A 24,536-nucleotide genomic window follows, 5' to 3' on the forward strand; every position below is an offset into this window, starting at 1 on the left:
ACAGGATGAGCGTTCGCAAAGGCAACCTCGAGGGCCCTCGAACCCTGCCGGTTGAGCGAGGATACGCCATCGGTGATCGGGCCCGTTTTCGAAACTCCTTTGTGGAACGCGATCCAGTGGCCATCGCTTCACCCATCCGAACCCGGGGCGGATCCACTGAACGGTAAGACGAGATCGCCGGGCTCAGGATATGGAGCCCAACAGCGTGCGCCCTGACGGATGTCAGCGACGACGCTGGGTGATCAGGGAAAGCAGCACCAGAGTCATCGAGGCCCCGAAAAGCAAAGAGGAAACGGCATTGAGCTCCGGCGTGATCCCCAGCCGGACCTTAGAATACAGCAGCACAGGAAGCGTGGTGGATCGTGGGCCGGTGACGAAGAACGTGATCACGAAATCGTCAATGGAAAGGGTGAAGGCCATCAGAGCGCCGCCTAGGATCCCCGGCATCAGCAGCGGAAGCGTGATCCGCCGGAAGGTTTCCCACTCGTTGGCCCCCAGATCCTGAGCGGCCTCCTCCAGAGTGCGGTCATAGGTCGCCAGCCGGGCGCGGACGATGACGTAAACGAAAGGCACACAGAAAGCCACGTGAGCGAGCAGGATCGTCCACACGCTCAGGGGCGTCCGCGTCAGGACAAAAAACAGCAACAGCCCCACCCCCATCACGATCTCTGGGATAATGATGGGGAGATAGAGCAGGCCCTCAAGGACCACCCGCCCGAAGAACCGGTAGCGATCCAGCCCCAGAGCCAGCATGGTCCCCAGGACGGTGGAGATCGCCGCAGCCAGGAAGGCGATGAACAGGCTCCGCTTCGCCGCATCCAGGACCAGATCGTCCTGTAAAACCCGCTGATACCACGCCGTGGAGAACCCGTTCCACACGGTTGCGATGGGCGAGGCATTGAAAGAGAAGGCGATCAAAATGAAAATCGGAACATAAAGAAAGAGGAAGGTCAAGCCGATCATCCCGGCACGCCATTCCGCAGCGAAACGGAAGGCGGGAACGGGCCAGGGTTCTACCCGCAGGAAGCGGCGCAACCCATGCTCCCGATGGATATCCAGGAGAACCAGCCCCAGGAAAATCAGGGTCAGCGAGCCCCAAGTCAGGAGATGTCGCAGGATCCTTCCCGCCCGCCCCGGGCGACGCCAGAGCCAACCGGCGATGAGCAGCGCTCCGTAACACGCCAGCAAGCCGCTGACCAGCCGGGGCCAGCCCGGCCCCTCCGGGCCCGTCCACCGACGAGCGAGCTCCAGCAGATCCCCCAGGACGCCCAAGCCGGTTAACCATGGGATCGCCGTCGCCAGGGCGCCCCCCAGATGCAAGGCGATCAGCCCGCCAACCGTCCACTCCAGCCCTTCCACCCCATACAGCACCAGAGGGGGCAGGGCACGAATCGCGGCCTGCTCAGATCGGGTGACAACCGGGACGCTCATAGCGCGCGCTCTCCTCCGCCAACCCGGAGATAGATCATGGTGGCAGCCAGCACCATCGCCATCAGGATCAACGAGAGGGCAGAGCCGAAGGGCCAGTGGCGGACAGTGAGGAATTGATACTGGATGACGTTGCCGATCATGATCGTCTTCGCCCCGCCCAGCAGGTCGGGGGTGATGAAGGCGCCCACCGAGGGGATGAACACCAGTGTCGATCCCGCGAGAACGCCCGGTAGCGTGAGGGGCCAGATCACCCGCCGGAAGGCGTGCCATTCGTTCGCCCCCAGATCATGGGCCGCTTCCACCAGAGAGAAATCGAAACGCTCCAGCGTCGCATAAAGCGGAAGGATCATAAAGGGCAGCTCGCCATACACCAGGCCCAGGATGACCGCGTTCTGGGTGAAGAGCAGCGAGAGGGGCTCCTGAACCAGACCAAGGGCCATCAGAAGGCCGTTGATCGGGCCGTCTGAGCGCAGCACAAACATCAGCGCCAGGGTGCGAACCAGGAAATTGGTCCAGAAGGGGATCATCGTGAGGATCAGAAGCGCGTTGCGCCATCGCGCCGGGGCGCGTGCCATCGCATAGGCGACTGGATAGCCGATGAGAAGGCACAGCACCGTGGTCACCAACGCCATCCACAGAGAGATCAGAATGACCTGGATATACAGGGGATCCAGAGCGCGCTGATAGTTCTCCAGAACGAACACCCACCGGATCCCTCCATAAGGCCCCCGCTTCAGGAAGCTGATCACCGCGATGATGCCCACCGCGAAGGCAAAAAAAGTCAGCAGATAAAAAGCGCCCGGGAGGATCAGCAGCATAGGGAGCCGGGCCCGGGGGATGGCCGCGATCCCCAGCGCCATCGCCGTGAGGCAAAGGCCCAGGCCAATGGCCAGGCCCATGGCGAACATCAGCCCCAGGCCCAGGACAAATCCAAGGGCCGCCCGGACCAGGACCATGGTGGGGATCACCGGAAGCCCGAGGATCCACGCGGCGGCGAGGACTGCATCCAGGAGCCCGATCCCGCCCAAGAGGATCCGCCAGGGCGGTTCAGCGGTTCTCCCGGCCATCAGAAGGGCCAGAAGGCTGCTGAGCACCAGGACCCCGAATGCTTCCAGAGAACGTCCCTTCCGGCTGATGAGGCCCATCCCAAACACCGATCCCTCCTATTCGGTGAGGACACGCGCGCTTTCCGGCATCCACGCCGCCCAGATGGCCGTTCCGGGACGATAGCGATGGATGGAAGCGCTGCCATCCTGATTCTGCATGCGCACCCGCAGCCCGATCCGCTCGCCCACCCGAACCCGAAAGAGCGTGTCCGTTCCAATGTAAATGACCTCCTCGATCACCCCCGGATAGCGATTCGGGGTATCCCCGGGCTCCTCCGCGCATAGACGGATCCGCTCCGGCCGGATGGCCACGGTGACCCTTTGACCTCGATGGATCCCCTCCGACAGTGCGGCGAAGATCGGGAATCCTTCGACCTCCACCCGAGCCATCCCCTGCTCCAGATCCACCACCTGCCCCTCCAGGAAGTTCGTCTCACCGATGAAGTCCGCCACGAAGCGAGTGGCCGGATGCTCGTAAATCTCCACGGGGGTTCCGACCTGAAGGACGCGCCCCTGGTTCATCACCGCGATGCGATCGGACATGGTCATCGCTTCTTCTTGATCATGCGTGACATAGATAAAGGTGATGCCCACCTGATGCTGAAGCGCCTTCAATTCCAGCTGCATCTCCTTGCGAAGCTTCAGGTCCAGAGCACCCAGGGGCTCGTCGAGCAACAGCACGGCCGGACGGTTGACCAGGGCGCGGGCCAGGGCCACCCGCTGCTGCTGGCCACCGGAGAGCTGGCGGGGATAGCGGTTCTCCAACCCGGTGAGGCGCACCAGACGCAGGGCCTCTTCCACCCGCCGGCGGATCTCATCCCGGGGAAGGCGCTTCATCTCGAGGCCGAAGGCCACGTTCTCGAAGACCGTCATATGGGGGAAAAGAGCGTAGTGTTGGAACACCGTGTTCACCGGCCGATGGAAGGGAGGCACATCGCTCATCGGCTCGCCCTTGATGTAGATCTCCCCCTTCGTAGGGCGCTCGAAGCCCGCGATCATCCGAAGCGTGGTGGTCTTCCCGCAGCCCGAAGGACCCAGCAGGGAGAAAAACTCCCCATCCTGAATCTGAAGGCTGACCTGATGCACAGCCTCCACCTCGCCGAAATGCTTACTGACCTCTCGCAGCTCCACCGCATACACCATCCCCTGTCCCTCCAGGACAGAATGGCGCGAGCTTCGTAAGGGCACCCATCAGAGCCCTTCCGGCCGGGCCCCCAGAGTCGCCACGTGCGGCAGGCCCTCCCGCCGGCGAGCGGCCAGAAGGGCCAGCCCTTCGTAAACCACGTTGGCGGCCAGCAACGCGGTGATCCCGCCGGGATCGTAAGCGGGCAGCACCTCCACCACATCCATACCCACCAGGGGAAGGCCCACCAGCTCCCGGAGCATGGAAAGCCCTTCCCACGATGTAAACCCCCCCACCTCCGGCGTGCCCGTTCCAGGCGCATAGGCCGGGTCGAAGAAATCGATATCGAACGAGAGGAAGGCCGGATGATCGCCAACCCGCTGGAGGATCCGACGGGTGGCGCTCTCCAGACCGATCGCCCGCACCTCGGCCGCAGACATGACCTCCAGCCCCAGGCGCCGCGCGGCCTCCCAATCCTCTGGACCATACACTGGCCCCCGCAGCCCAACCTGGATGGAACGCTCCGGGAGGATCAATCCCTCCTCGATCGCTCGTCGGACCACCGTGCCATGGGTATAACGATGCCCGAAATAGGCATCCCATGTGTCGGGATGGCTATCGAACTGAACGAGGGCGACCGGCCCATAGGCGGCCGCCACCGCCCGCAATTCCCCCAGGAGCACCGAGTGATCTCCCCCCAGGCCGATAGGGATCACGCCCGCCAGCGTCAACTGGGACAGAAAGTCGGCGATCCGCCGAAGGGAGTCCTCAATGAAACCTGGGGCAACCGGTGCATCCCCATAATCCACGATGGAAAGACGCTCGAAGAGATGGACGCGGAGAACGGGATGATAGGGGCGAAGCAGAACGGAGGCGCTGCGGATCGCTTCAGGGCCGAAGCGGGCCCCCACCCGGAACGTGGCTCCCGTATCGAAGGGGAGCCCGACGATCGCCACATCCACGCCTTCCGTGGTCTGGACATGGGGCAATCGCATGAAGGTGCGGATGCCCGCGAAGCGGGGAAACTCCAGGGCATCCGGCGGCCGATAGCGGTCCATTCCACCCTCCATAACCGGGATATGCCGACAGCCGGGCTCCGATCCAGGAGGCAGACGTCTGCTCTCCATCGCCCTCAGGACCGCGAGAATACCGAACCATCCCAGCTCCCGGATTCGGATTCCATCACCCCGAGTCTGGATCTTACGAATGTTCTCGCGTAGAAGCCGGCACGGTGGAAGACGGAACAGGGGCGCCCAAGGGGACACCACAATATGGGCACAGGCTCCACTCCAGGCGCAAGGGCCTCTCGCAGCGCGGACAGGATTGCTTCAAACGAGTGTGGCAATACGGGCAGACAATGAACTCCGCCTTCACCCGCCGGCCACAACCCGGGCATTGCTCGATCTCCTCCAGGCTCTGCAGGATCAGCTCCTCTTCCAACGCCCGTTCATACGCCTCCGCCAGGGTCTCCCGCGGACGCAGGATCAGATAAATCAGCAACCCCGGGATGTTCAGCACGGCTACCAGCAACGTCGCTAGGAACTGGGTGGGCAGATCCCGGGTCCGTGATCGAATATCCCGGAAGGTCCAGATCACCATACTCAGCCAGAAGGCTGCGATGGTCGCGCCCAGGAACGCCACAGGCAGTAGGATCAGATCATTAAGATCCATGCGTTTTAGATCCTCTCTCAAGATGAGCCGTCCGGTTGCCAGAAATTATATCCGAATTCCCGGACCTCCACATCGCGCCGCCTGGATCATGGGAGCACCCGAATGGCCCCCAGCTCCACCGCCCGATGGGGCGGCCGCTCACCGTTCGACTCGATGACCTCGGCACGCTCCCCATCTAGCCGGTAGAGGCCGACGCGCAGACCGTAGAGGCCGGGAGGCAAATCCATGGGGATCCGAATAGGATGCGGATCCGCGAAGCGATCGCCGGGCTCCCACCACCTGGAGGGCAACTCCCCCAGAGCCGGAGGGCCATCATGCTGAGCCTGGGGCGGACGATCGGGATCTCCCAGATGCACAAAAACATGCCAGTCCTCTCCAGAGGCTGCCTCCACCTCCCAGTAAAGGGTCACCGTAATCGTCTCCCCCGCCCGGGCCTCCACAGGGCGATCCACTCCCATCAACCGGGCTGGCCCAATCCGCACATCCAGGCGCCTCGTGGGGAAGAGCGGCTCCATGCCCCGCAGTTTGCCAGCCTCGAGGATCACGTATTCCACCGGTCGTCCCTGGTCATCATCCGCCGGGGCCACCCAACCGGTCTTCGCATCGTAGAGACCGACATGGAGGCGGATCACAGTGGGGACCTCGTTTTGCACGCCGATAGGGACCCAGTAAGGATCAGCGAACCGGAAGCCCGGACGACAATCGGTGGTGGAGAATAAGCCCCTCCCCAGATGGCGATCAACCTGCCGAACGTCGCGAACCCGCAGAGTGAGAACCGGGTGGAGGAAGACGCTCCAGGGCTGTTCGGTGGGCCGCAGGCACTCCCAGAACAGGGTGAGCGTGAGGGAGCTGCCGGGCGTCGCGACCCCCGGGAGATAACCGAGCAGACGTAGATGACGATCAAACGTGACCTCCACTCGGCGGGCTTCTGGGGGGAGATCCGCGATCGGGATGGGGCCAGCATATACGGGCAGGATGTAGCGCACTGGGGCGATCCAAGCGATCGCCATCCAAATCACGGCCGGAGCCCAGCGCCCGACGGTCCGACCTCGGGGAAGCCAGCGATCCACGATATGTTCCCAACCCGCCCAGAGCATCCAGGCAATGGGTCCGATGGCCGGGAACATCAGCCGCCCCTGAGAGGCGGAGGTCATGGAGGTCCATCGCACCAGCCCAGCGAAGACCAGGCCGGTGTAGCCGAGGGCGCCGACCCAGAGCGCCTGGCCATCGGGATCTGGCTTCCTCCACGCCTGGCCCATCGCTAGCATCGCCCCGATGGCAGATAGCCACAGCCAGGCTTCGAGGAAGAGATAGACCGGCGGATCCGCCAGGATGTTGAACCAGCCCCAGACCGCCCAGAAGGACCAGACGAAGCCCCGGGTTTCAGCAAGCAGCTGCGCGGGAGAGACCGTGCGGCGACCGAAGATTTCCAGCATGACATTCAGGCCGGTAGGATCCCCATACAGCACCCAGTTGCGCAGGAACCACCACCCGGAGAGGGCGATGGCCATCCCATAAATCAATCCTCCATATCGGAGCAGCTCAGGAAGACGGAGCCGGCCTTTCCTGACGAGAGCGCAGAGAACCCCTGCGGTGAAGGCCCAGAGGGCCAGGCCACTCAGCTTACTCAGCACTGCCAGCCCCAGCAGGAGCCCGAGAAGGAGAGCGCGGGTGCCCCTTATCCCGTATCGCCAGAGGCGGGCCAGCTGCCATAGGGTCACCGCGGACAGGGCGTTGATCAGCGTGTCATTGTTGATCGCGCTCATCACGAAAGGGAACATCGGATTCCACGCCGTCAGCGCAGCCGCTCCCAGAGCCCAACGCGGGCGACTTGGGGCCATCGTCCGGACCGCCGCGTAGATGGCTCCCACTGTGATCAGCCCGAGGAGCAAAGAGATGAGACGCCAGCGATGGAGCGTGCCCACCACTCCTTGCCATGGGAACCGCTCCCAGGAGCCATGCAAGGCCATGTTTTTGTTGTCCGGCAAATCCGCGTTCCCTGGGGACGGATGGCGGTTTTCCACACGCACGGCCTCCAGGTCCTCCAGGGGCCAGCGGAAAAGACGGGCGAAGGCGGCCAGCATCGCGTAATAGAGCGGGGGCTGGCTGCCCTCCTGCCGCCAGGGTGTCTCCTCGCCGGGCCGCTGCACCGGCAACCCGCCACCCCGGGCCAGGTGCGCCGCCATCCCGACATGCCAAATCTCATCGGGCGTCTCAAACAGCGGCGTCACGATCTGGAAAAGAACCCCGATGATCAGGAAAGAGATCAGCAGCCCGTAAACAGACCGCATCGCTTCCGGCCTCCGTTGAAGTACAGGAAGTATGGCATGATCGGAGGCGCCCGCGTTTCATTGTTTATCACAGGAGAGAGCCGTATACGAAGGAAGCCCTCTCGCCCGGCCGTCTCTCAGGCGATCGGATCGAGGAAAGCGCCTCCCCTACCGATCCGCCCATGAGCCCCATGGGCCCCCTCCAGGCTCTCTTAATTTTCTATCATGTGTCATGGAACGTATTTCCAGGAAGGGTGGAGGGCTGGCTGTTGCCATGCTTCCGTGATAAAATGAGCGCGAGCCTGCGGGGAGAGCGCCATGGCGTTCACGGTTCGGGACCTGGATGATCTGATCCGCCTCCTGGACAAGCATCCCCAGTGGCTGGAGGCGTTGCGTCAACGGCTGCTGACGAAGGAGCTCATGCAGTCGCCGCAGACGTTGCGGCGTGTTTCCACCCGGTTGGGTCGGGTGGAAAAGGCCCTGAACGCCCTGACGGAAACCGTGAGCGCCCTCACGAAATCCGTTACCACCCTCGTGGAGGTCCAGCAACACACAGAGGAATCCCTGGCCACCCTGCGCCAGGAGTTCCTGGAGCACCGCGCCGAGACCGAGCGCCGCTTCGCCGAGCTCACCGAGGCCCAGCGGCGCACGGAGCAGCGTCTGGATCGCCTCGAGACGGTGGTCCAAGGATTGGCGGCTCAGGTCGGCCGCCTCACGGAGACGATGGGCGCCACCGCCGAAGAGGAGGCCCATGATGTCCTCCTGACGATCCTTCGGGAGCGGGGAATGAAAGCCCTGGCCCGCCCCGCTCCGCTCATCGTGGACGGCTGGGAGATCGATCTGGCGGCCCCGGTGGAGGATCGGGAGGGCCAGCGGGGATGGGTGCTGGTGGAAGTGAAGCTCCGGCTCTCTGCAGATCACGTGTGGGCATGGGCCAGCCGGGTAGGCTCAGAGGGATTTCGGGAGGCACTGCGCCGCGCAGGCCTGGAGGGGCCGGTGTGGGCGTATATCTACGGGCTGCGGGTGACGCGGGAGGCCGAGGAGGCCGCCGAGCAGGCCGAAATGGGGCTCCTGTGGCCCCGTGGAGAGCTCCGGGAGCCGGCGAAGATCCTCTGAGAACGGCACGGCTCCGAACGATCCGGCGGGGGTCGGGAGAGCCTTTCCCGACCCCCATCTGGTTTCAAGCCCCTGGTGCATAGCGCTAAGGATCTCCGCTCGCTCTCCCTTCGAATCCCCTGGACGCAAACTGGAGATCTCGTTAAGATGGAGACACGAAGATCCATACGGCCCGGAGGTTTCGTCATGTCATGGCTCCGTGCCCAATGGCCGCTGGTCCTGGCCGGTCTGGCGGCCGGGTTCGGACTGCTGGGCGGGCTGGTCTGGGGGTTGCGGCCCCGCACCGAAGCGGAGACGGCTGTCCTGGCCCGCCGGGAGCTCCAGGAAGCGATCCGCCAGCTGGATCGCTTCCTGGAAACCTACCCAGCCGCTCCCGGTGAGGCCCGGGGGGCATTGCAGCGGGCTCAGTCGGCCTTTGAGAAAGCCGCTGGCCATCTGGCCCTCGCCCGTCCGATGGACGTGCAACAGGGGGCAGCTGATTTCCGGCAGCTCCAGGCGCTAACGGCCGCCAGCGCCCCGCCGGAGACGATCCTTCCGATCGCCCGGCAGCTCCGGGAGCGCCTGCAGTCCCTGGTGGAGGAATGAGCTGGGCTCATCCTCCTGCCTCCCTTCGCATCTGGACCTATCCTCTCTCGATCATCCCGATGGAGGGATTTCGATGGCCGACCTTTCCCTGATCGCGGAGCTCGCCACGGAAGGCACGACAAAGATCGTGCTGCTGGTGATGGATGGGCTGGGCGGGATGCCCATCGAGCGGGGCGGGCCCACAGAGCTGGAGGCCGCCCGCACGCCGAACATGGACCGCCTGGCGGCGGAAGGCACGCTGGGATTACACATCCCGGTGCGACCCGGGCTGGCCCCTGGCAGCGGCTACGCCCACCTCGCCCTCTTCGGCTATGATCCGCTGATCTACCCCGTGGGCCGGGGCGTGCTGGAGGCCCTCGGGATCGGCTTCCCCCTGGAGCCCCACGACGTCGCCGCCCGGGGCAACTTCGTCACCGTCGACGCCGAGGGCCGGATCGTCGACCGGCGGGCCGGACGCATCCCTACGGAGGTCAACGCCCGCCTGGTGGAGCGCCTGCGGTCCATCCGCCTCGAAGGCGTGGAAGTCTTCGTCGAGCCCGTCAAGGAGCATCGCTTCGTCCTGGTCCTGCGGGGCGAGGGGCTTTCCCCGGCGCTCACCGAGACCGATCCGGGGAAAACGGGCGTGCCGCCCTTCCCGGTCCGAGCCCTACAGCCCGAGGCGGAGCGCACCGCAACCCTGATCAACCAGTGGATCGCCCAGGCGCAGGCCCTGCTGGCCGACGCTTACCCCGCCAATATGGTCACCCTACGCGGATTCGACCGTCCGCCGCGCCTTCCCGCTTTCCCCGATGTATATAAGCTCCGGGCCGCCGCCATCGCTGCCTATCCGATGTATCGAGGGGTCGCCCGCCTCGTGGGGATGGAAGTCCTGGAGGCCCACGGGGACAGCCCGGAGGCTCTCTTCCAGGAGGCCGTCGCCCACTGGGACCGCTTCGACTTCTTCTTTATCCACATCAAGCCCACCGACAGCCGAGGGGAAGATGGCGACTTCGCCGCCAAGGTCTGGGTCATCGAGGCCGTGGACGCCGCGCTTCCCATCCTGCTGGAGCGCGCGCCGGACGTCCTGGTGATCACGGGGGATCATTCCACGCCCGCCGCCCTGCGCACCCATACCTGGCACCCGGTGCCGGTGCTCCTGTGGGCACCGCGAACCGCTCGGCCCGACGGCGCTCCAGGCTTCGGGGAGCGGGCATGCCGGACCGGCGGGCTGGGGATCTGCATGGCCACGGATCTGATGCCGTTGATCCTGGCCCACGCGGGGCGCCTGAGCCGCCTGGGCGCGTAAAGCTCCCCCGGATCGAGCAGTTCCCAACCTATGGAGGAGGATCCCCAATGCGCACCGGCGCCCCGCTCTCCTCCCGTCCGATCCGCCTGCTCCTCCCGATCCTGCTTGTCGCCTGTCGGTCGCTCCCGCCCATGGCGGAGCGACGGTTCGATGGCCGGGAAGCCTTCCGCCATGTGCAGGCCCAGCTGGCCATGGGCCCGCGCTACCCCGGCAGCCCGGGATGGGAGGCCGTCCAGCGCTACATCCGGGACCACGTGACCCAGGCGGGCTGGACCTTTGAAGTCCAGCCCTTTACCGCCCCCGGGATCTCCGGCCGCAACCTGATCGCCCGGGCCGGGCGAGGGCCGGGGATCCTGGTGGGGGCGCATTACGACACCCGGCGCCGGGCGGATCGGGATCCCGAGCGGCCTCAGGATCCAGTCCCCGGGGCCAACGATGGAGCCAGCGGGGTCGCCGTGCTCCTGGAGCTGGCCCGCGTCCTGGATCGCCCGCGCCTGCGCCACGAGGTCTGGCTGGTCTTCTTCGACGCAGAGGATCAGGGAGAGCTGGATGGAACGCCGTGGATCCTCGGCTCTACCCACTTCGCCGCCACCATGGCGGTAACACCCACGGCGATGATCCTGGTGGATATGGTGGGGGACGCCGATCCCCAGTTCTACTACGAGCGGAACTCGGATCCCGCGCTGCGGGAGCAGCTCTGGCGGATCGCGGCGGAGCTAAGATACGGGGCATGGTTCATCCCCGAGCCCCGCTGGGCACTGATCGACGACCATCTTCCCTTCCTCCAGCGGGGCATCCCCGCCGTCGACATCGTCGATTTTGATTACCCAATGTGGCACACCACCGCCGACACCCTAGACCGCATCTCCCCAGCCACTCTGGAGGCGGTCGGCCGGGTGATCGAGCGCTTCCTCGAGCCCTAAGCGGGGAACCCGCGCCAGACCCCGGGCGGCCGGCCCTCCGGAGATCGGAACGCCCGCCGGGATGGAGGCCGGGCGGCCCTCGACCTTCGGCGAGTATCGTTCCCCCGCTCTACTCTCCCCTCCTGCGCCCATCCCCCGTGACCGCAGGCACCTGAAAGCCTAAATCAAATCGCCAGGGAAATCGACCTGAACGCGCTCCTGGACCTCACCCAACCCCTGGAGGAGTGGGAGGAAATCCTCTCCCACCTGGCCCGAGGGGAAATGGCCTGGCTACTGGATCGGATTGAGCAGTCCCTTGCTTTCGACCGCACCCCGGGCTGGTGGCTGCGCCGCCGCTCTCCCCGGAACTGGCGTCGCTGGCAGGATCTGGCCGCCGGGCTTCCCCATAAGGCCCTGGCCGCCCGCTGGGGCCTCTCCCCCACTGGCGCCAGCCGCTACCTCCGTCGCCTGGTGGATCGCCTGGGGGCTCTTGGCCCGGAGGACCTTACGTTGAGGCCCCGAAACGCATGCGAGGAGCGACGCCCATCCCGGCAGGTGTCCGGCCTTCCGGTTAAAATGGGGGAAAACATCCCATACGGAGGCCCCCATGCCGGAGCGCGTCGCCCTTTACCTCCAGGACGCCCACGATCTGCGGGAGGCCATGCGCTACGTGCAATACGCCGAACAGCGCGGCTTCGAGGCCGTCTGGCAGGCGGAATCCCGGCTCGTCCGCGACGCCATCGTCCCCATGGCCGCCTACGCCGCTGTGACCGAACGGATCAAAGTGGCCTCCGGCGTGATCAACAACTGGACCCGCAACCCGGCTCTGATCGCCGCCACGTTCCTCACCCTGGACGACCTCGCCCCCAACCGCATTATCCTCGGCATTGGCGCCTGGTGGGATCCCCTGGCCTCCAAGGTGGGCATCAAACGGGAGAAGCCCCTCCAAGCCATGCGCGAGGTGGTCACCGTGGTGCGCGACCTCCTGGCCATGAAGCGTGTGACCTTTCACGGTCAGTTCGTGCACCTCACCGATGTGGAGCTGGACGTGGTGTATGGGCGCCGGGAGCCCCGCAACGTCCCCATCTACATCGGGGCCACCGGCATGCAGATGATGGAGCTAGCCGGCGAGATCGCCGATGGCGTGCTGCTGAACTACCTGGTCTCGCCGAAGTATAATGAGAGGGCCCTCCACCACCTGGAGATCGGCGCGCGGCGGGCTGGCCGCCGCCTTGAGGATATCGACCGCCCGCAGCTGGTGGTGTGCTCGGTCGACCGTGACCGCAGGAAGGCCCTGGATAGCGCCCGCAAGCTGGTAACCCAGTATCTGGGTCAGCAGCCGCATATTATGAAGGCCAGCGGCGTGCCCCAGGAGCTGCTGGATGAGATCGGGCGCATCCTCACCTGGCCGGCGACCCCCGAGCAGATCGAGCGGGCCATGGAGCGAGTGCCCGACGACATCGTGCAGCTCATCACCGCCAGCGGGTCGCCCGAGGAGGTCCGCCGCAAGGTGGAGGAATACCGCGCCGCTGGGTGCACTTGCCCGGTCCTTTACCCCCTGGGGGATGTCCGGTTGATGATCGATATCTTCGCCCAGGCATAAGACCGCCATGAAGGGAACGCCCCAGCCGAACTCCCGGATGTGTTTCGTCTGCGGCCTGCAGAACCCAGCCGGCCTGAGGGTGCGCTTCTACGAGGACGGGGTAGATACGGTCCGCGCAGAGGTAATGATCCCCGAGGAGTATCAGGGATATCCCGGTGTGGCCCACGGGGGGATCGTCGCCGCTCTGCTGGATGAGGCGGCTGGGCGCGCATTGATGATCGGAGCCCCGGAGCGCTTCATGGTCACCGCCCAGCTGACCATCCGGTATCATCATCCGGTCCCCATCGGGCAAAGGCTCTTTTTGATCGCCCATCCGATCCGGGCCGGAACGCGCCTGGCCCGGGCGCGCGCGGAGCTCCGCCGGCCGGATGGAATGCTCTGCGCGGAGGCGGAAGCCATCCTGGTGAACGTCCCCCCCGAGATCTGGTCCACCTTCGATGCGGAACGACCGTTCTGGCGGGTATATCCGGAGGAAGAGTGCGGAAGGCCCTCCCTTCCCACGCATCCCGAAGGAGGCACCGGACCATGCCGTTGAACCTGCGAGAGTATCACCGTCCGAAAACGTTAGCCGAGGCCCTCGCCCTTCTCCGGCGTCCGGATATTCGAACCGTGCCCATCGGCGGAGGAACTCAGCTCCTGGCCGAAGGGGCGCGCGAGGTAGAGGCTGTGGTGGACCTCCAGGACCTGGGGTTGAATTTCATCCGGCTAGAAGGGAACATCCTTCGGATCGGAGCGACCACGCCGCTGCAGGCGCTGGTGGAAGCCCCGGAGAGCGCCGCATATGGAGGGGGCATCCTCGCCGTCGCCGCCCGGGAGACCGCGCCCCTTCCCCTCCGGAACCAGCGCACGGTGGGCGGGGCGGTGGTCGGCGCCTCCTCTGAACAGCCTCTCACGACAGTCCTGCTGGCCCTGGATGCCGAGCTTATGGTGCTCACGGAGCCTGAAAGGCCGCGGACGATCCGCATGGAGGCGTTCTATGACTATCGGGAAGCCCTGCAACGCCAGGGGATGCTCCTCATGGAGGTCCGCCTCACGCTCTCCGCGGCTCCTATGGGAGCGGCCTTCCACAAGGTCGCCCGCACGCCCGCCGACGCCCCCATCGTTGGCGTGGCGGTCCGGCTGTTCCGAGGGGTGGACAGGGCTTGCTATGGGGTACGGATCGCAGCTGGCGGAGTTGCGCCGCGGCCGGTGCGGCTCATCGAGGCCGAACGGATGCTGGAAGGGCATCCGCCGGATCCGGAGCGTTTCGCCATGGCCGCGGAAGAGGCCCGAAACCGGGTGAGCCCGCCGGGAGACTTCCGGGGCTCTTCCGAATACCGGCGGGAGATGGTCGCTGTGCTGCTCCGTCGGGCCTTGACGGAGGCCGCCGCCCGGGCCGGATGGCCACAGGACCTCCACGGATAGCTCCCCTGCCTCAGGAGTGATAAAATTTCAAGGAAAGGGATGGAAAGGCGGCAACGGCATGGTGGGGGTGCAGAGCCCGACCACCCTGGAGTTCCTGCTGGAACAGATCCGCGATCCCCTTAGCCCCTCGGACCGCGCGCTGATCGAGCGCGCTTACGCGCTGGCGGAGCGGGCTCACTGTGCGCAGACCCGTGCCTCGGGGGAGCCTTATCTCTACCATTGTCTGGCCGTGGCCGGTATCCTGGCCGAGCTCCGCATGGATCCTCCGGTGATCGCCGCCGGCCTGCTTCATGACGTGGTGGAAGATACCGGGATCACACTGGAGGACATCCGGCGCGAGTTTGGGGAGGAGATCGCCCGCCTGGTGGACGGGGTCACCAAGCTGAAATACATTGACCGGCTGCGGACCCAGCCGGAGGACGGGGAGGCCCGACGCACGGCGCGGGATGAGCAGAGCGCAGAGAACATCCGCAAGATCTTCTTCGCCATGGTCGAGGATCCCCGCGTCGTGCTGATCAAGCTGGCTGACCGCCTGCACAACATGCGCACCCTGGGGGCGCTTCCCCCGGAGAAGCAGAAACGCATCGCCCGGGAGACTCTGGAGATCTACGCCCCCCTGGCCAATCGCCTGGGGATCTGGCAGCTGAAATGGGAGCTGGAGGACCTGGCCTTCCGCTATTTGGAGCCGGAGAAGTACCGGGAGATCGCCCGAGCCATCGACGAGCGCCGGGCGGAACGGGAGCGCCACATCCAGCAGATCGTGGAGCGGATCAAGGCCCGTCTCGCGGAGGAGGGCATTCACGCCGAGGTCACTGGGCGGGCCAAGCACATCTACAGCATCTACCGCAAGATGGTCCGCAAGGGCGTTTCCTTCGACCAGGTCTACGATGTGCGGGCCGTGCGCATCATCGTGAACACCATCCCCGAGTGCTATCAGGTCCTGGGCATCATTCACTCCATGTGGCGCCCCATCCCCAAAGAGTTCGACGATTACATCGCGAACCCCAAAGACAACTCCTATCGCAGCCTGCACACGGCAGTGATGCTGGAAGACGGCAAGACGCTGGAGGTGCAGATCCGCACCTGGGAAATGCACTGGGAGGCGGAATACGGCATCGCCGCCCACTGGATCTACAAAGAACAGGTTTCGAAGCGCGACCTGGCCTACGAGAAGAAGGTGGCCTGGCTGCGCTCCCTAATGGAGTGGCGCAATGAGGTGACCTCCGCGAAGGAATTCGTGGAGTCCCTCAAGACGGATGTCTTCGAGGATCGAATTTACGTGTTCACCCCGAAGGGGGACGTCATCGACCTGCCCCGGGGGAGCACGCCCATCGACTTCGCCTACCATATTCACACCGAGCTGGGGCATCGTTGCCGCGGCGCCCGGGTGAACGGGAAATGGGTCCCCCTTAATTACGTCCTCCAGATGGGCGATCAGGTGGAGATCATCCCGGCAAAGCAGGGCGGCCCCAGCCGGGATTGGCTGGATCCGGCCAAAGGGTATGTGAAGACCTCCCGCGCCCGTCAGAAGATCCGCCAGTGGTTCAAACAGCAGGGCCGGGCGGAGAACATCGTGCACGGACGGGAGATCCTGGCCCAGGAGATCCGGCGCCTGGGCGTCCCCTTCTCGGTGGATGAGGCGACGCGCCGGCTTTACGTGGAGTTCGGCTACAAGGAGCCCGAAGACCTGCTGGCGGCCATCGGCTGGGGCGATGTCTCCCCAGAACAGCTGGCCCCCCGCCTGATCCGGATGGAGGAAGAGCGGCGCCGGGAGGAACAGAAGGCCGCCCTCGAGCCCCCAGCCTCCCCCGAACGCTACGATGCCTCACGGCCGGTGCTGGTGGAGAACAACCCCCAGGGCCTCCTGATGCAGCTGGCCCGTTGCTGCAATCCGGTGCCCGGAGATGAGGTGATCGGCTACATCACCCGCAATCGGGGGATTACCATCCACCGCCGGAGCTGCCCCAACATCCTGAACGTGCGCACGCCGGAGCGCCTGATCGAGGTCCAGTTCCCAGCCGGAGAGAAAGGCTATCCGGTGGAGGTGGAAATCATCGCCATCGATCGCGTGGGCCTGCTCCATGAGATCAGCGGGGTCCTGAAGGACGAACAGATCAACATCGCCCGTATCAGCGTGGATACCCGCAACGGCTTCGCGGTCTTCCAGGCCACCCTAGAGGTCCGCTCCGCGGCCCAACTCCATCGGGCCCTGACGCGGATCGAACAAATCCCCAACGTCCGCGAGGCCCACCGCCGTCGGTGATGCAGATGTACCCCCGCCTTGCCTCTCCGATTCGACGGGCCCCATTGGGGATCCCGCCGGGGATTCCTCCTTTCCCGTCTGAGGACCCGACGCCTGATCTAATGCGCCCTCGGTGAAGGAGGGGCCTCGCCCCCCTTCGGATATGGCGCGTGGCGGATGCGGACCACGGGCTGGCCGTAGAGGCGAAGGCCCATCTTGTCTTCTACCACCATCCGGGTCATCTGCAGGATCTCCTGGGCTTTGCTGGGGATCTCCACTTCTGGAGTGGTCAGCACGTCCAGTTCCACCCGTAGCCCCTCCCGATGAGGAATCACCCGGGGATACACCTCGATCACATCCGCCAGCTGGTCCAGGTGATACTTTAAGCGCTCCCGGATGGAATCCACAGCCACCGCTACGATCGCGCCGCTCACCGTGGGCACCCGGATGATCCGGCGCGGGGGCCGCACTTCGAAAAGCAACCACAGGATCAACAGGGCGTCCAGCACCAGCGCCAGGAGAATCCCCATGCCGTAGCGGATCTCCGGGCGGATCTGGCTGAGGGTTTCGATCACCGTGCGCGCAGTGGATTGGATGAGCTGGGCGAGCTCCACCGGAGTGATCAACACCACGCTGCACAGGGGAATGGCCATCAGGAGCATCAGCACCACGATCACACGGTTCAGCGTGTTCATCCTGACCTCCCGGAGTGAGTGGTTTTCGCGGGGATCGCAGTTTGCAGCCCGGTCATGTTTCGCCGCAGACAAAGCGGGATCCACAAGGTGGCCTGCGGGCCTTTGGAAACCGGAGCAGGAGGCCGCCTCATCGCGTTGCCTCCTAAACCGGAAGCGGGGCAGCGCCCAGGATCTCGCGGGCCCGGGCGATGTCGCCGTGGATCTGGGCAACCAGCTCGGCGATGGAGAGAAACCGGCGCTCCTCTCGAAGCCTTTCGACGAAATGCAGCGTCAGCGTCTGTCCATACAGGTCGCCGGTCCAGTCCAGCAGGTGTGCTTCCACCACCCGCTCGCTGCTCTGATCGAAGGTCGGCCGCACCCCGATGTTCACAACGGCCATATGGCAGCTGCCATCCGGCCGTTCCGCCCAGCAGGCGTAAACCCCATCCGCAGGGAGCGCATGTTCCGGCCAGATGGCGAGATTGGCCGTCGGGAACCCCAGACGCTGCCCGCGGCCCGCGCCGGCGATCACCGCGCCGCTCACTGAGAAGGGCCGCCCCAGGCATTCGGCCGCGGTGCGCACATCCCCTCGCCGCAGCGCCTCCCGGATGCGGCTGCTCCGCACCGGGCGCCCACCCAGTTGGAATTCCATCGCGATATGCAGGGTATAGCCATAACGGCGTCCCAGCTCCTCCAGCACGGGCAGAGTGCCCTCCCGGCGGTATCCCAACGCGAAATCCGGCCCCGCCCATAGCGCCCGCATGCCGATCTGGACAAGGCGTTCCACGAAATCCGCCGCCCGGGTGCGGGCGGTCTCCAGCGTAAAGGGAAGCTGGATCAGCACATCCACCCCCAGGCGGGCGATGCGCGCCCGCTTCTCCTCCGGCGAGGTCAGGTAAAAAGGAGGCTCTCCGCGTAAAACCACCACGGGATGGGGAAAGAACGTGACCACCACCGAACGCCAGCCGTGCGCGCCCGCCATCGCCACCACCTGTCCAATCAGGGCCTGGTGGCCCAGGTGCACCCCGTCAAAGGCCCCAACGGTCACTACCGATGGAAAGGGCTCAACCTCCTCGAAACGCTGAGCGAACTTCATCCGGATGCCCCCTGGATCTGCAGAGAGATAGCCATTGCCCGGGTTGGCCGGCGGGTTGCCTTCACGGATCCTCCGGAAACACCCGCACCGGCTGCCAGCGCTCCCCATGGCGCTCCAGCAGCGCCAGCAACCCTCCACCGGGCCCATGCACCCGAAGCCGGAAGCCAGGATAGGGCAGCGCCTCGACCGGGATGGGCTGCCCGTGCCGGAGCCGGTTCAGGATCTCTGACCCTGGCGTGATCGGCTGCCAATCCGGCAGGGCGTCCGCCATCGATCGAAGATAGCGAAGCCAATCCCCGGCCCGGGCGGCGCCCTCGAGGGTCTCCCACGGGATGGCATCCGCCAGGGTGAAAGGGCCGCTGGCCAGCCGGCGTAGCTCAGCGAGATGAGCGCCGCATCCCAGCCGTTCCCCGATATCCCGGGCCAGGGCCCGGATGTAGGTTCCCGCGGAACAGGCGACCTCGATCGTCGCCCATGGCGGATTCCATTCCATCAGATGCAGCGCATCGATCCGCACCCGCCGGGGCGATGGCGTTACCATCTCGCCACGCCGGGCTTTCTCATACAGGCGCTCCCCGCCCTGCCGGATGGCCGAGAAAGCCGGCGGGATCTGCAGGATTTCCCCCACAAAGGAACGCAGCGTTTCCTCGAAAGATTCCCGGGAGACCTCCACAGGCCGCTCGCTCAGGATCCGTCCCTCGGCGTCATCGGTATCCGTGCGGATTCCCAGACGGATCGTGGCCCGATAGCGTTTATCATGGCCCAGCAGGAACTCGGCCAGCCGGGTCGCCGGGCCCACCAGCAGCACCAACACCCCCGTTGCCAGGGGATCCAGCGTCCCGGCATGGCCGATCCGCCGGATCCGGGTGACCTTCCGAACCCGCTCCACCGCCTCGTGCGAGGTCCACCCCTTCGGCTTATCCAGCACCAGCAGCCCGGCAGGCGCTTTCATGTATAGAATGCGCGGTTGAGCCTAAACGAGGAAAGATGCCCTTATGTTCCATCCCATTCACCGCCGCTCCTTACGCTCGCGCGGCAGGGCGTAGCCGAGGCGGCGCAGCTGCTCTGGATCCCGACGCCAGTTCTTTCGGACCTTCACCCAGAGCTCCAGATACACGGAATGCCCCAGCAGCGCCTCGATCTCCTGGCGGGCGGCGGCCCCGATGCGCTTCAGCATCTGGCCATTCTCGCCGATCACAATCGGCTTGTGGGTTTCCTTCTCCACGTAGATCGTGGCCGCGATATAGGTTAGGTTCGGATTCCGATCTACCCAATCGGTGATCTCCACGGCGATCCCGTGGGGAACCTCCTCCCGCAGCAGAAGCAGGGCTTTCTCCCGGATGAGCTCCGCCACGATCATCTGGAGCGGCTGATCTGTGAGCACCTCGGGATCGTAGTATCGAGGCCCTTCCGGAAGATGGGCAATGATGCGCTCCAGTAGGAGATCCAGGTTATCGCCTCGAACGGCCGAGATCTGCACCTCCTCCCAAGGGAAGGGAGGCTCCGCGTCCGACGGCGTGGGGGCCAGCGCCCGGTAGGCCGCCAGGCGGCTCTCTCGGTCGGACCGCAAGAGGTCGATCTTGTTCAACGCCAGGATCACCGGCTTGTCCGCCGCCTGCTCCTTCAGCAGATCGGCGATCATGCGATCCTCATCATCCGGCCACTGAGAGACATCGGCCATGAAAACGATCACATCGGCGTCCGGGATCGTGCGTCGGGCCACTTCCACCATGTATTCTCCCAGCTTGTGGAACGGTTGGTGGATGCCCGGCGTGTCCATGAAGATCACCTGGGCGTCCGGCCGCGTCAGCACACCCAGGATCCGATGCCGGGTGGTCTGCGGTTTCGGCGAGACAATCGAAATCTTAGCGCCCAGGTAGGCATTCAGCAGCGTGGACTTCCCCACATTGGGCTTGCCGATAATGGCCACGAAACCGGAACGATGGCCGGGAGGAACTGCTTCGTATTCCGGTAAAACCGGCGACGGCTCCTGTTCATTCACCGATCTGCCTCCTCCGGTGGGATTGCCATCGGGCAGGGCTTTGCCCGGTTATATTTTGGCGGACTCTCGCGGGAACGTTGGGGGGCGGAGGCCGTCTGCCGCGCTCCGGCCCTTTCGAAAGCCGTGGCGATTCCACCGGCCGGGACCGCTCCTCCCATGCGGCCCACTCCGGAAGCCACAGGCGCGGGAAAAACGTCCAGACGAAGGCGCTCCCGAACAAGGCCCCGGTGAGCACCCGCAGGAACGGTGTGCTCGCCCGGGGGGTGAAAGGGCCGATCAGGGTTAGGAGATAAGACGCAAATAGATCCAGAGCTCGAACGTGAGCCATCGGATGGAGGATGGAACCCCACGTTCCGCCGTCTTGACACTCATCCAGGGCCCCTTTTAGAATGAAGCATGCGGAGAACACGCCGGGGTGGCGGAACAGGAAGACGCGCCTGACTCAAAATCAGGTGGCCGCAAGGCCGTGCGGGTTCGACTCCCGCCCCCGGCACTCGCCCTCTATTGTAGCGCCGGCCTCCCCTTCCTGGTAGGCTTTCCCCCTCTCGGCCATGGGTTTCCGGACATGGAGCCGCAACGCCCTTGGCTTTCCTCTCGCTCGATAACCTCCAGAATGCCCCGATAGAGATCGGCCGCCGCGGCAATGGCCCATCGGGCCCTGGATGGAAGAAGGGCAATGCCCGGCCAAGCCTCCGCATATAGCTGACGAGCCCAAGCGATTTGAAACCGCATGAAGGACCTCCAGCGCTCATCCACCCGATGGGCTCGGAGATCCTCCTCACTCAGACCAAAGGCGCGCAGCTCCTGTAACGGAAGATACACCCTCCCCATCTCCAGATCCTCCCCCATCCCGCAGGATGTTGGTGGGCTGCAGAGCAACCCCCAGGCGCACCGCAAAAGGAGACGATGCGCCCATTTTTCATTATCGGGCGCTGCGGAGGCGGATCGATGGGGAGGGAGGATCCCGCCTTTCCCCCTACCTGCGCTTTGGGATGCTTTCGCCGCGACAGGCACTGTGGGCGGCCTTGGAAGCCGAAGCCCGTGAAAGCCGCCGCAGCGTCCCGGCGTGGCTCGACGCCCGGGGAGGCGGAAGGAGCAAATCCACCTCGAATTCCTCAAGGGCGCCATCCCGATATGGCTGGCCCAGTCCATCGGGGGTCTTTCCGGATGGGTCCGCTTTCCCCTGGCCATGGGCCGCTCCCTGGGCCACGCCCGATCCCCATGGCTGGGGGGATCGGATGGGCCCATCCTTCCCTGGTCGCGACCCGCATCGGCCACACCCTCTTGCGGATTTGGACCCACCGGCGTCGGTAGAACCAGGTAAGGGGTGATCCAGCCGGACACTAGCCCGGGAAATCGCTGGGGAGCAAGGGGCAATCCGTTATCTTGCTGCTCTTTATGAGCTTGACGATGGAATGACCTCGCCTGCGCATTGGAATCCGTGCATGTCTGCTAGGGGAGCCGGTCCGATTCGACGGAGGGCACCGCCGGGATGATTTCGTGTAGCGCCTCCTGAACCCCTATGTGGAGTGGGTTCCAGTGTTCCCCGAAGCAGAGGTCGGGATGGGGATCCCCCGGGAGCCCGTGATCCTGGTCGGGGATCCGGCATCGCTCCGCATGGCCCGCCAGCCCTACCTGCCTGCAATGCCTCGGGCGGCTGGCCGCCAGCGTCGGCGCTAGCCGGACATCCTCCCCGATTATGAGGCCGAGCTGGCCCAAGCAATGGGGGAGCTGCTCACCCGCGGCCGGGTCGCCAACGCTCTGCATCACGCCCTGGGATACCTCCAGCGGATGCGGCCTGATCTGGAGCGCCAGGAGCTGATCGAGCGCATCCAAGCCTACCAGGAAGGCCGGGTGCCTCTGATCGTCCCCTCATCCTGTTCCGGCATCATCTCCACAAAGCCTCCGCGCCCGAATGGCTCCGGCAACAAGTCCTCTGGCCTCCTTATCCAGAGAAGCTGGTGTGGCACAGCCCGCTTTAATCGGAAGGGGGAATCCGAGGATTTGCGTGATATAATCAGGGTGGAAATCGGAGAACAGGAGGCCGCTGGTGAATTCGGCGCGATTGCGCAATGGGTTGATCTGGCTCCTCATCGCGGTCACCCTGATTGTCTTCCTGGCGATGGGTCGGGGGGGCGGGAGCCGTGGAGAATCCGTCTCCCTGACGGATATCGCCGCCCGCCTGGAGGCCGGCGAGGTGAAGAAGGTCGTCGTCAGCGGAGACTACGTCCAGGTCGAGCTCAAAAACGGGAAGATCCTGAGCGCCGTTAAAGAGAACGGCTCGACTTTCCTGGATCAGATGAAAACCCTGGGAGTCCCCGAGGATAAGCTCCGGAGCATCCAGTATGTCCCGGAGCGCCCCAACGAGTGGGGAGGCATCCTCATCGCCTTCCTGACCTATGGGCTGCCGGTCCTTCTGGTGGTGGGCCTCTTTTATTTCATCCTGCGCCAAGCCCAGGCTCCCGGGAACCAGGCCTTCAATTTCAGCAAGAGCCGGGCCCGTATGTTCACCGGGGAGCGCCCCACAGTCACCTTCGATGACGTGGCCGGGGTCGATGAGGCCAAGCAGGAACTTCAGGAAGTGGTGGAGTTCCTGAAAGAGCCGGAGAAATTCATTGCCCTGGGCGCCCGGATCCCGAAGGGGGTCCTTCTGGTCGGCCCGCCGGGAACCGGCAAGACCCTCCTGGCCAAGGCGGTCTCCGGCGAGGCGGGGGTGCCCTTCTTCTCGATCTCGGGCTCCGAGTTTGTGGAGATGTTTGTGGGCGTCGGGGCCGCCCGGGTTCGGGATCTCTTCGAGCAGGCGAAGCGCCACAGCCCGTGCATCGTGTTCATCGATGAGATCGACGCGGTGGGCCGCTACCGGGGAGCCGGGATCGGTGGCAGCCACGATGAGCGGGAGCAGACCCTCAACCAGATCCTGGTGGAGATGGACGGCTTCGACACTGACACCAATGTGATCGTCATGGCCGCAACGAACCGCCCAGATATCCTCGATCCCGCCCTCCTGCGCCCCGGGCGTTTCGATCGCCGGGTGATCCTGGATCGGCCGGACGTGAAGGGGCGGGAGGCGATCTTTCGAGTGCACCTGCGGGGCAAGCCGCTGGACGATGATGTGGATGTGTCGGTGCTGGCCCGGGCCACGCCAGGCTTCGTCGGCGCGGATATCGCCAACGTGGTCAACGAGGCTGCCATCCTGGCCGCCCGCAAGAACAAAAAGAAGATCTCCATGAAGGACTTCGAGGAGGCGATCGAGAAGGTGATCGCCGGACCGGAGCGCAAGAGCCGCCTCATCACCGAGCGCGAGAAGCGCATCATTGCCTACCATGAGGCCGGCCACGCAGTGGTCGCTTACTACCTGCCCAACTGCGATCCGGTGCACAAGGTGACGATCATCCCCCGAGGCATGGCCGGCGGCTACACCCTGGCCCTCCCCGAGGAGGATCGCACCCTGTGGACCCGCTCCAAGTTCCTGGACGACATGGCGATGGCCCTGGGCGGCCGCGCCGCAGAGGAGATCATCTTCGGCGATATCACCACCGGCGCGGCGGAGGACCTGGAGCGGGTCACCGAGCTAGCCCGGGCCATGGTCACCCGGTATGGGATGAGCGAGAAGCTGGGGCCGATGGTCTTCGGGAAGAAAGAGGAGCTGATCTTCCTGGGCAAGGAGATCGCCGAGCAGCGGGACTACAGCGACGCCGTGGCCCAGGAGATCGACGCCGAGGTCCGCCGACTGGTGATGGAGGCCTACGAGCGGGCCAAGCGGATCCTCACCGAGCACCGGGATAAGCTGGAGGCGGTGGCTCAGAAGCTGATCGAGATGGAGACCCTGGACGCGGAGACCTTCCGGGCGATTATGGAAGGGCGGACGCCGCCGGAACGGAAGGCGCCCGGAGCCGCCGGCCCTGCCCCCCAGCCGGCTGCCCCCCAGCCCAGCGCCCCGGCCCCCGGCACCGGGCCGGCTCCAGTCCCGGTTCCGGCCTGATGAAACGCCATCGCATCGAAAGGGGGATGGATGGGCCAGGCATC

20 protein-coding genes, 1 tRNA gene and 1 pseudogene are annotated in these 24,536 nt (G+C 65.2%); 11 read left to right on the plus strand and 11 right to left on the minus strand.

The genetic code is table 11. The features are described 5' to 3' along the window. Positions 1 to 222: 222 nt before the first annotated feature. The 6 genes from ACFMO3_RS05660 to ACFMO3_RS05685 form a co-directional block, all read right to left on the minus strand. Entirely contained in the window at positions 223 to 1,431 is a 1,209-nt protein-coding gene (locus tag ACFMO3_RS05660) for an ABC transporter permease (protein ID WP_376789463.1), read from the minus strand. Continuing rightward, positions 1,428 to 2,576, minus strand: a complete 1,149-nt coding sequence (locus tag ACFMO3_RS05665) for an ABC transporter permease (RefSeq protein ID WP_376789524.1) — start codon at positions 2,574 to 2,576, stop codon at positions 1,428 to 1,430. Before ACFMO3_RS05665 ends, ACFMO3_RS05660 begins: the two co-directional genes overlap by 4 nt. An 18-nt stretch (positions 2,577 to 2,594) precedes the next feature. Next, on the minus strand, positions 2,595 to 3,680 hold the full coding sequence (locus tag ACFMO3_RS05670; RefSeq protein WP_376789464.1) for an ABC transporter ATP-binding protein: 1,086 nt from the start codon (positions 3,678 to 3,680) through the stop codon (positions 2,595 to 2,597). Positions 3,681 to 3,728: 48 nt separating this feature from the next. Next, positions 3,729 to 4,718, minus strand: a complete 990-nt coding sequence (gene speB, locus ACFMO3_RS05675) for an agmatinase (protein ID WP_376789465.1) — start codon at positions 4,716 to 4,718, stop codon at positions 3,729 to 3,731. Positions 4,719 to 4,860: 142 nt separating this feature from the next. Beyond that, the gene (locus ACFMO3_RS05680; RefSeq protein WP_376789466.1) at positions 4,861 to 5,331 is read right to left on the minus strand and encodes a zinc ribbon domain-containing protein; all 471 of its coding nucleotides are present in this window, start codon (positions 5,329 to 5,331) and stop codon (positions 4,861 to 4,863) included. Between the two features lie 86 nt (positions 5,332 to 5,417). Next, the gene (locus ACFMO3_RS05685) at positions 5,418 to 7,622 is read right to left on the minus strand and encodes an ArnT family glycosyltransferase (RefSeq protein ID WP_376789467.1); all 2,205 of its coding nucleotides are present in this window, start codon (positions 7,620 to 7,622) and stop codon (positions 5,418 to 5,420) included. Positions 7,623 to 7,919: 297 nt separating this feature from the next. Between ACFMO3_RS05685 and ACFMO3_RS05690 the strand changes: the two genes are divergently transcribed. From ACFMO3_RS05690 to ACFMO3_RS05725, 8 genes are all read left to right on the plus strand, one after another. Beyond that, positions 7,920 to 8,717: a hypothetical protein gene (locus ACFMO3_RS05690; protein WP_376789468.1), complete on the plus strand. Its 798-nt coding sequence runs from the start codon at positions 7,920 to 7,922 to the stop codon at positions 8,715 to 8,717. Positions 8,718 to 8,903: 186 nt separating this feature from the next. Beyond that, positions 8,904 to 9,302: a hypothetical protein gene (locus ACFMO3_RS05695; RefSeq protein ID WP_376789469.1), complete on the plus strand. Its 399-nt coding sequence runs from the start codon at positions 8,904 to 8,906 to the stop codon at positions 9,300 to 9,302. Between the two features lie 73 nt (positions 9,303 to 9,375). Continuing rightward, the gene (locus tag ACFMO3_RS05700; protein ID WP_376789470.1) at positions 9,376 to 10,587 is read left to right on the plus strand and encodes a 2,3-bisphosphoglycerate-independent phosphoglycerate mutase; all 1,212 of its coding nucleotides are present in this window, start codon (positions 9,376 to 9,378) and stop codon (positions 10,585 to 10,587) included. A 47-nt stretch (positions 10,588 to 10,634) separates the two neighbouring features. After that, positions 10,635 to 11,510: a M28 family peptidase gene (locus ACFMO3_RS05705; protein WP_376789471.1), complete on the plus strand. Its 876-nt coding sequence runs from the start codon at positions 10,635 to 10,637 to the stop codon at positions 11,508 to 11,510. Between the two features lie 586 nt (positions 11,511 to 12,096). After that, the gene (locus ACFMO3_RS05710; protein WP_376789472.1) at positions 12,097 to 13,092 is read left to right on the plus strand and encodes an LLM class flavin-dependent oxidoreductase; all 996 of its coding nucleotides are present in this window, start codon (positions 12,097 to 12,099) and stop codon (positions 13,090 to 13,092) included. Positions 13,093 to 13,129: 37 nt separating this feature from the next. Continuing rightward, entirely contained in the window at positions 13,130 to 13,627 is a 498-nt protein-coding gene (locus ACFMO3_RS05715) for a PaaI family thioesterase (RefSeq protein WP_376789473.1), read from the plus strand. Beyond that, positions 13,618 to 14,496, plus strand: a complete 879-nt coding sequence (locus ACFMO3_RS05720; protein WP_376789474.1) for an FAD binding domain-containing protein — start codon at positions 13,618 to 13,620, stop codon at positions 14,494 to 14,496. Before ACFMO3_RS05715 ends, ACFMO3_RS05720 begins: the two co-directional genes overlap by 10 nt. A gap of 58 nt (positions 14,497 to 14,554) precedes the next feature. Continuing rightward, positions 14,555 to 16,759: a RelA/SpoT family protein gene (locus tag ACFMO3_RS05725; protein WP_376789475.1), complete on the plus strand. Its 2,205-nt coding sequence runs from the start codon at positions 14,555 to 14,557 to the stop codon at positions 16,757 to 16,759. A gap of 98 nt (positions 16,760 to 16,857) precedes the next feature. Here the strand turns inward: ACFMO3_RS05725 and ACFMO3_RS05730 are convergent, their stop codons facing one another. The 4 genes from ACFMO3_RS05730 to era form a co-directional block, all read right to left on the minus strand. Beyond that, positions 16,858 to 17,433, minus strand: coding sequence for a hypothetical protein (locus ACFMO3_RS05730; RefSeq protein ID WP_376789476.1), 576 nt, complete (start codon positions 17,431 to 17,433; stop codon positions 16,858 to 16,860). 142 nt (positions 17,434 to 17,575) lie between these two features. Beyond that, positions 17,576 to 18,508 (minus strand): bifunctional riboflavin kinase/FAD synthetase, encoded by a 933-nt coding sequence (locus ACFMO3_RS05735; protein WP_376789477.1) that lies wholly within the window; start codon positions 18,506 to 18,508, stop codon positions 17,576 to 17,578. A gap of 61 nt (positions 18,509 to 18,569) precedes the next feature. After that, positions 18,570 to 19,460: a tRNA pseudouridine(55) synthase TruB gene (gene truB, locus ACFMO3_RS05740; protein ID WP_376789478.1), complete on the minus strand. Its 891-nt coding sequence runs from the start codon at positions 19,458 to 19,460 to the stop codon at positions 18,570 to 18,572. Positions 19,461 to 19,517: 57 nt separating this feature from the next. Continuing rightward, complete coding sequence (era, locus tag ACFMO3_RS05745; RefSeq protein ID WP_376789479.1) at positions 19,518 to 20,510, minus strand: GTPase Era; 993 nt, start codon at positions 20,508 to 20,510, stop codon at positions 19,518 to 19,520. 409 nt (positions 20,511 to 20,919) lie between these two features. Here era and ACFMO3_RS05750 point away from each other — a divergent pair. After that, positions 20,920 to 21,003, plus strand: a tRNA-Leu gene (locus ACFMO3_RS05750). A gap of 8 nt (positions 21,004 to 21,011) precedes the next feature. Here the strand turns inward: ACFMO3_RS05750 and ACFMO3_RS05755 are convergent. After that, positions 21,012 to 21,341: a squalene/phytoene synthase family protein gene (locus tag ACFMO3_RS05755; RefSeq protein WP_376789480.1), complete on the minus strand. Its 330-nt coding sequence runs from the start codon at positions 21,339 to 21,341 to the stop codon at positions 21,012 to 21,014. An 891-nt stretch (positions 21,342 to 22,232) separates the two neighbouring features. Between ACFMO3_RS05755 and ACFMO3_RS05760 the strand changes: the two are divergent. Next, positions 22,233 to 22,325 (plus strand): annotated as a pseudogene (locus ACFMO3_RS05760) (hypothetical protein); the annotation flags it as partial. Positions 22,326 to 22,557: 232 nt separating this feature from the next. Then, on the plus strand, positions 22,558 to 24,492 hold the full coding sequence (ftsH, locus tag ACFMO3_RS05765) for an ATP-dependent zinc metalloprotease FtsH (RefSeq protein WP_376789525.1): 1,935 nt from the start codon (positions 22,558 to 22,560) through the stop codon (positions 24,490 to 24,492). Positions 24,493 to 24,536 lie beyond the last annotated feature (44 nt).

The sequence above is a fragment of the Thermoflexus sp. genome, assembly GCF_042408815.1.
Taxonomy (GTDB): domain Bacteria; phylum Chloroflexota; class Anaerolineae; order Thermoflexales; family Thermoflexaceae; genus Thermoflexus.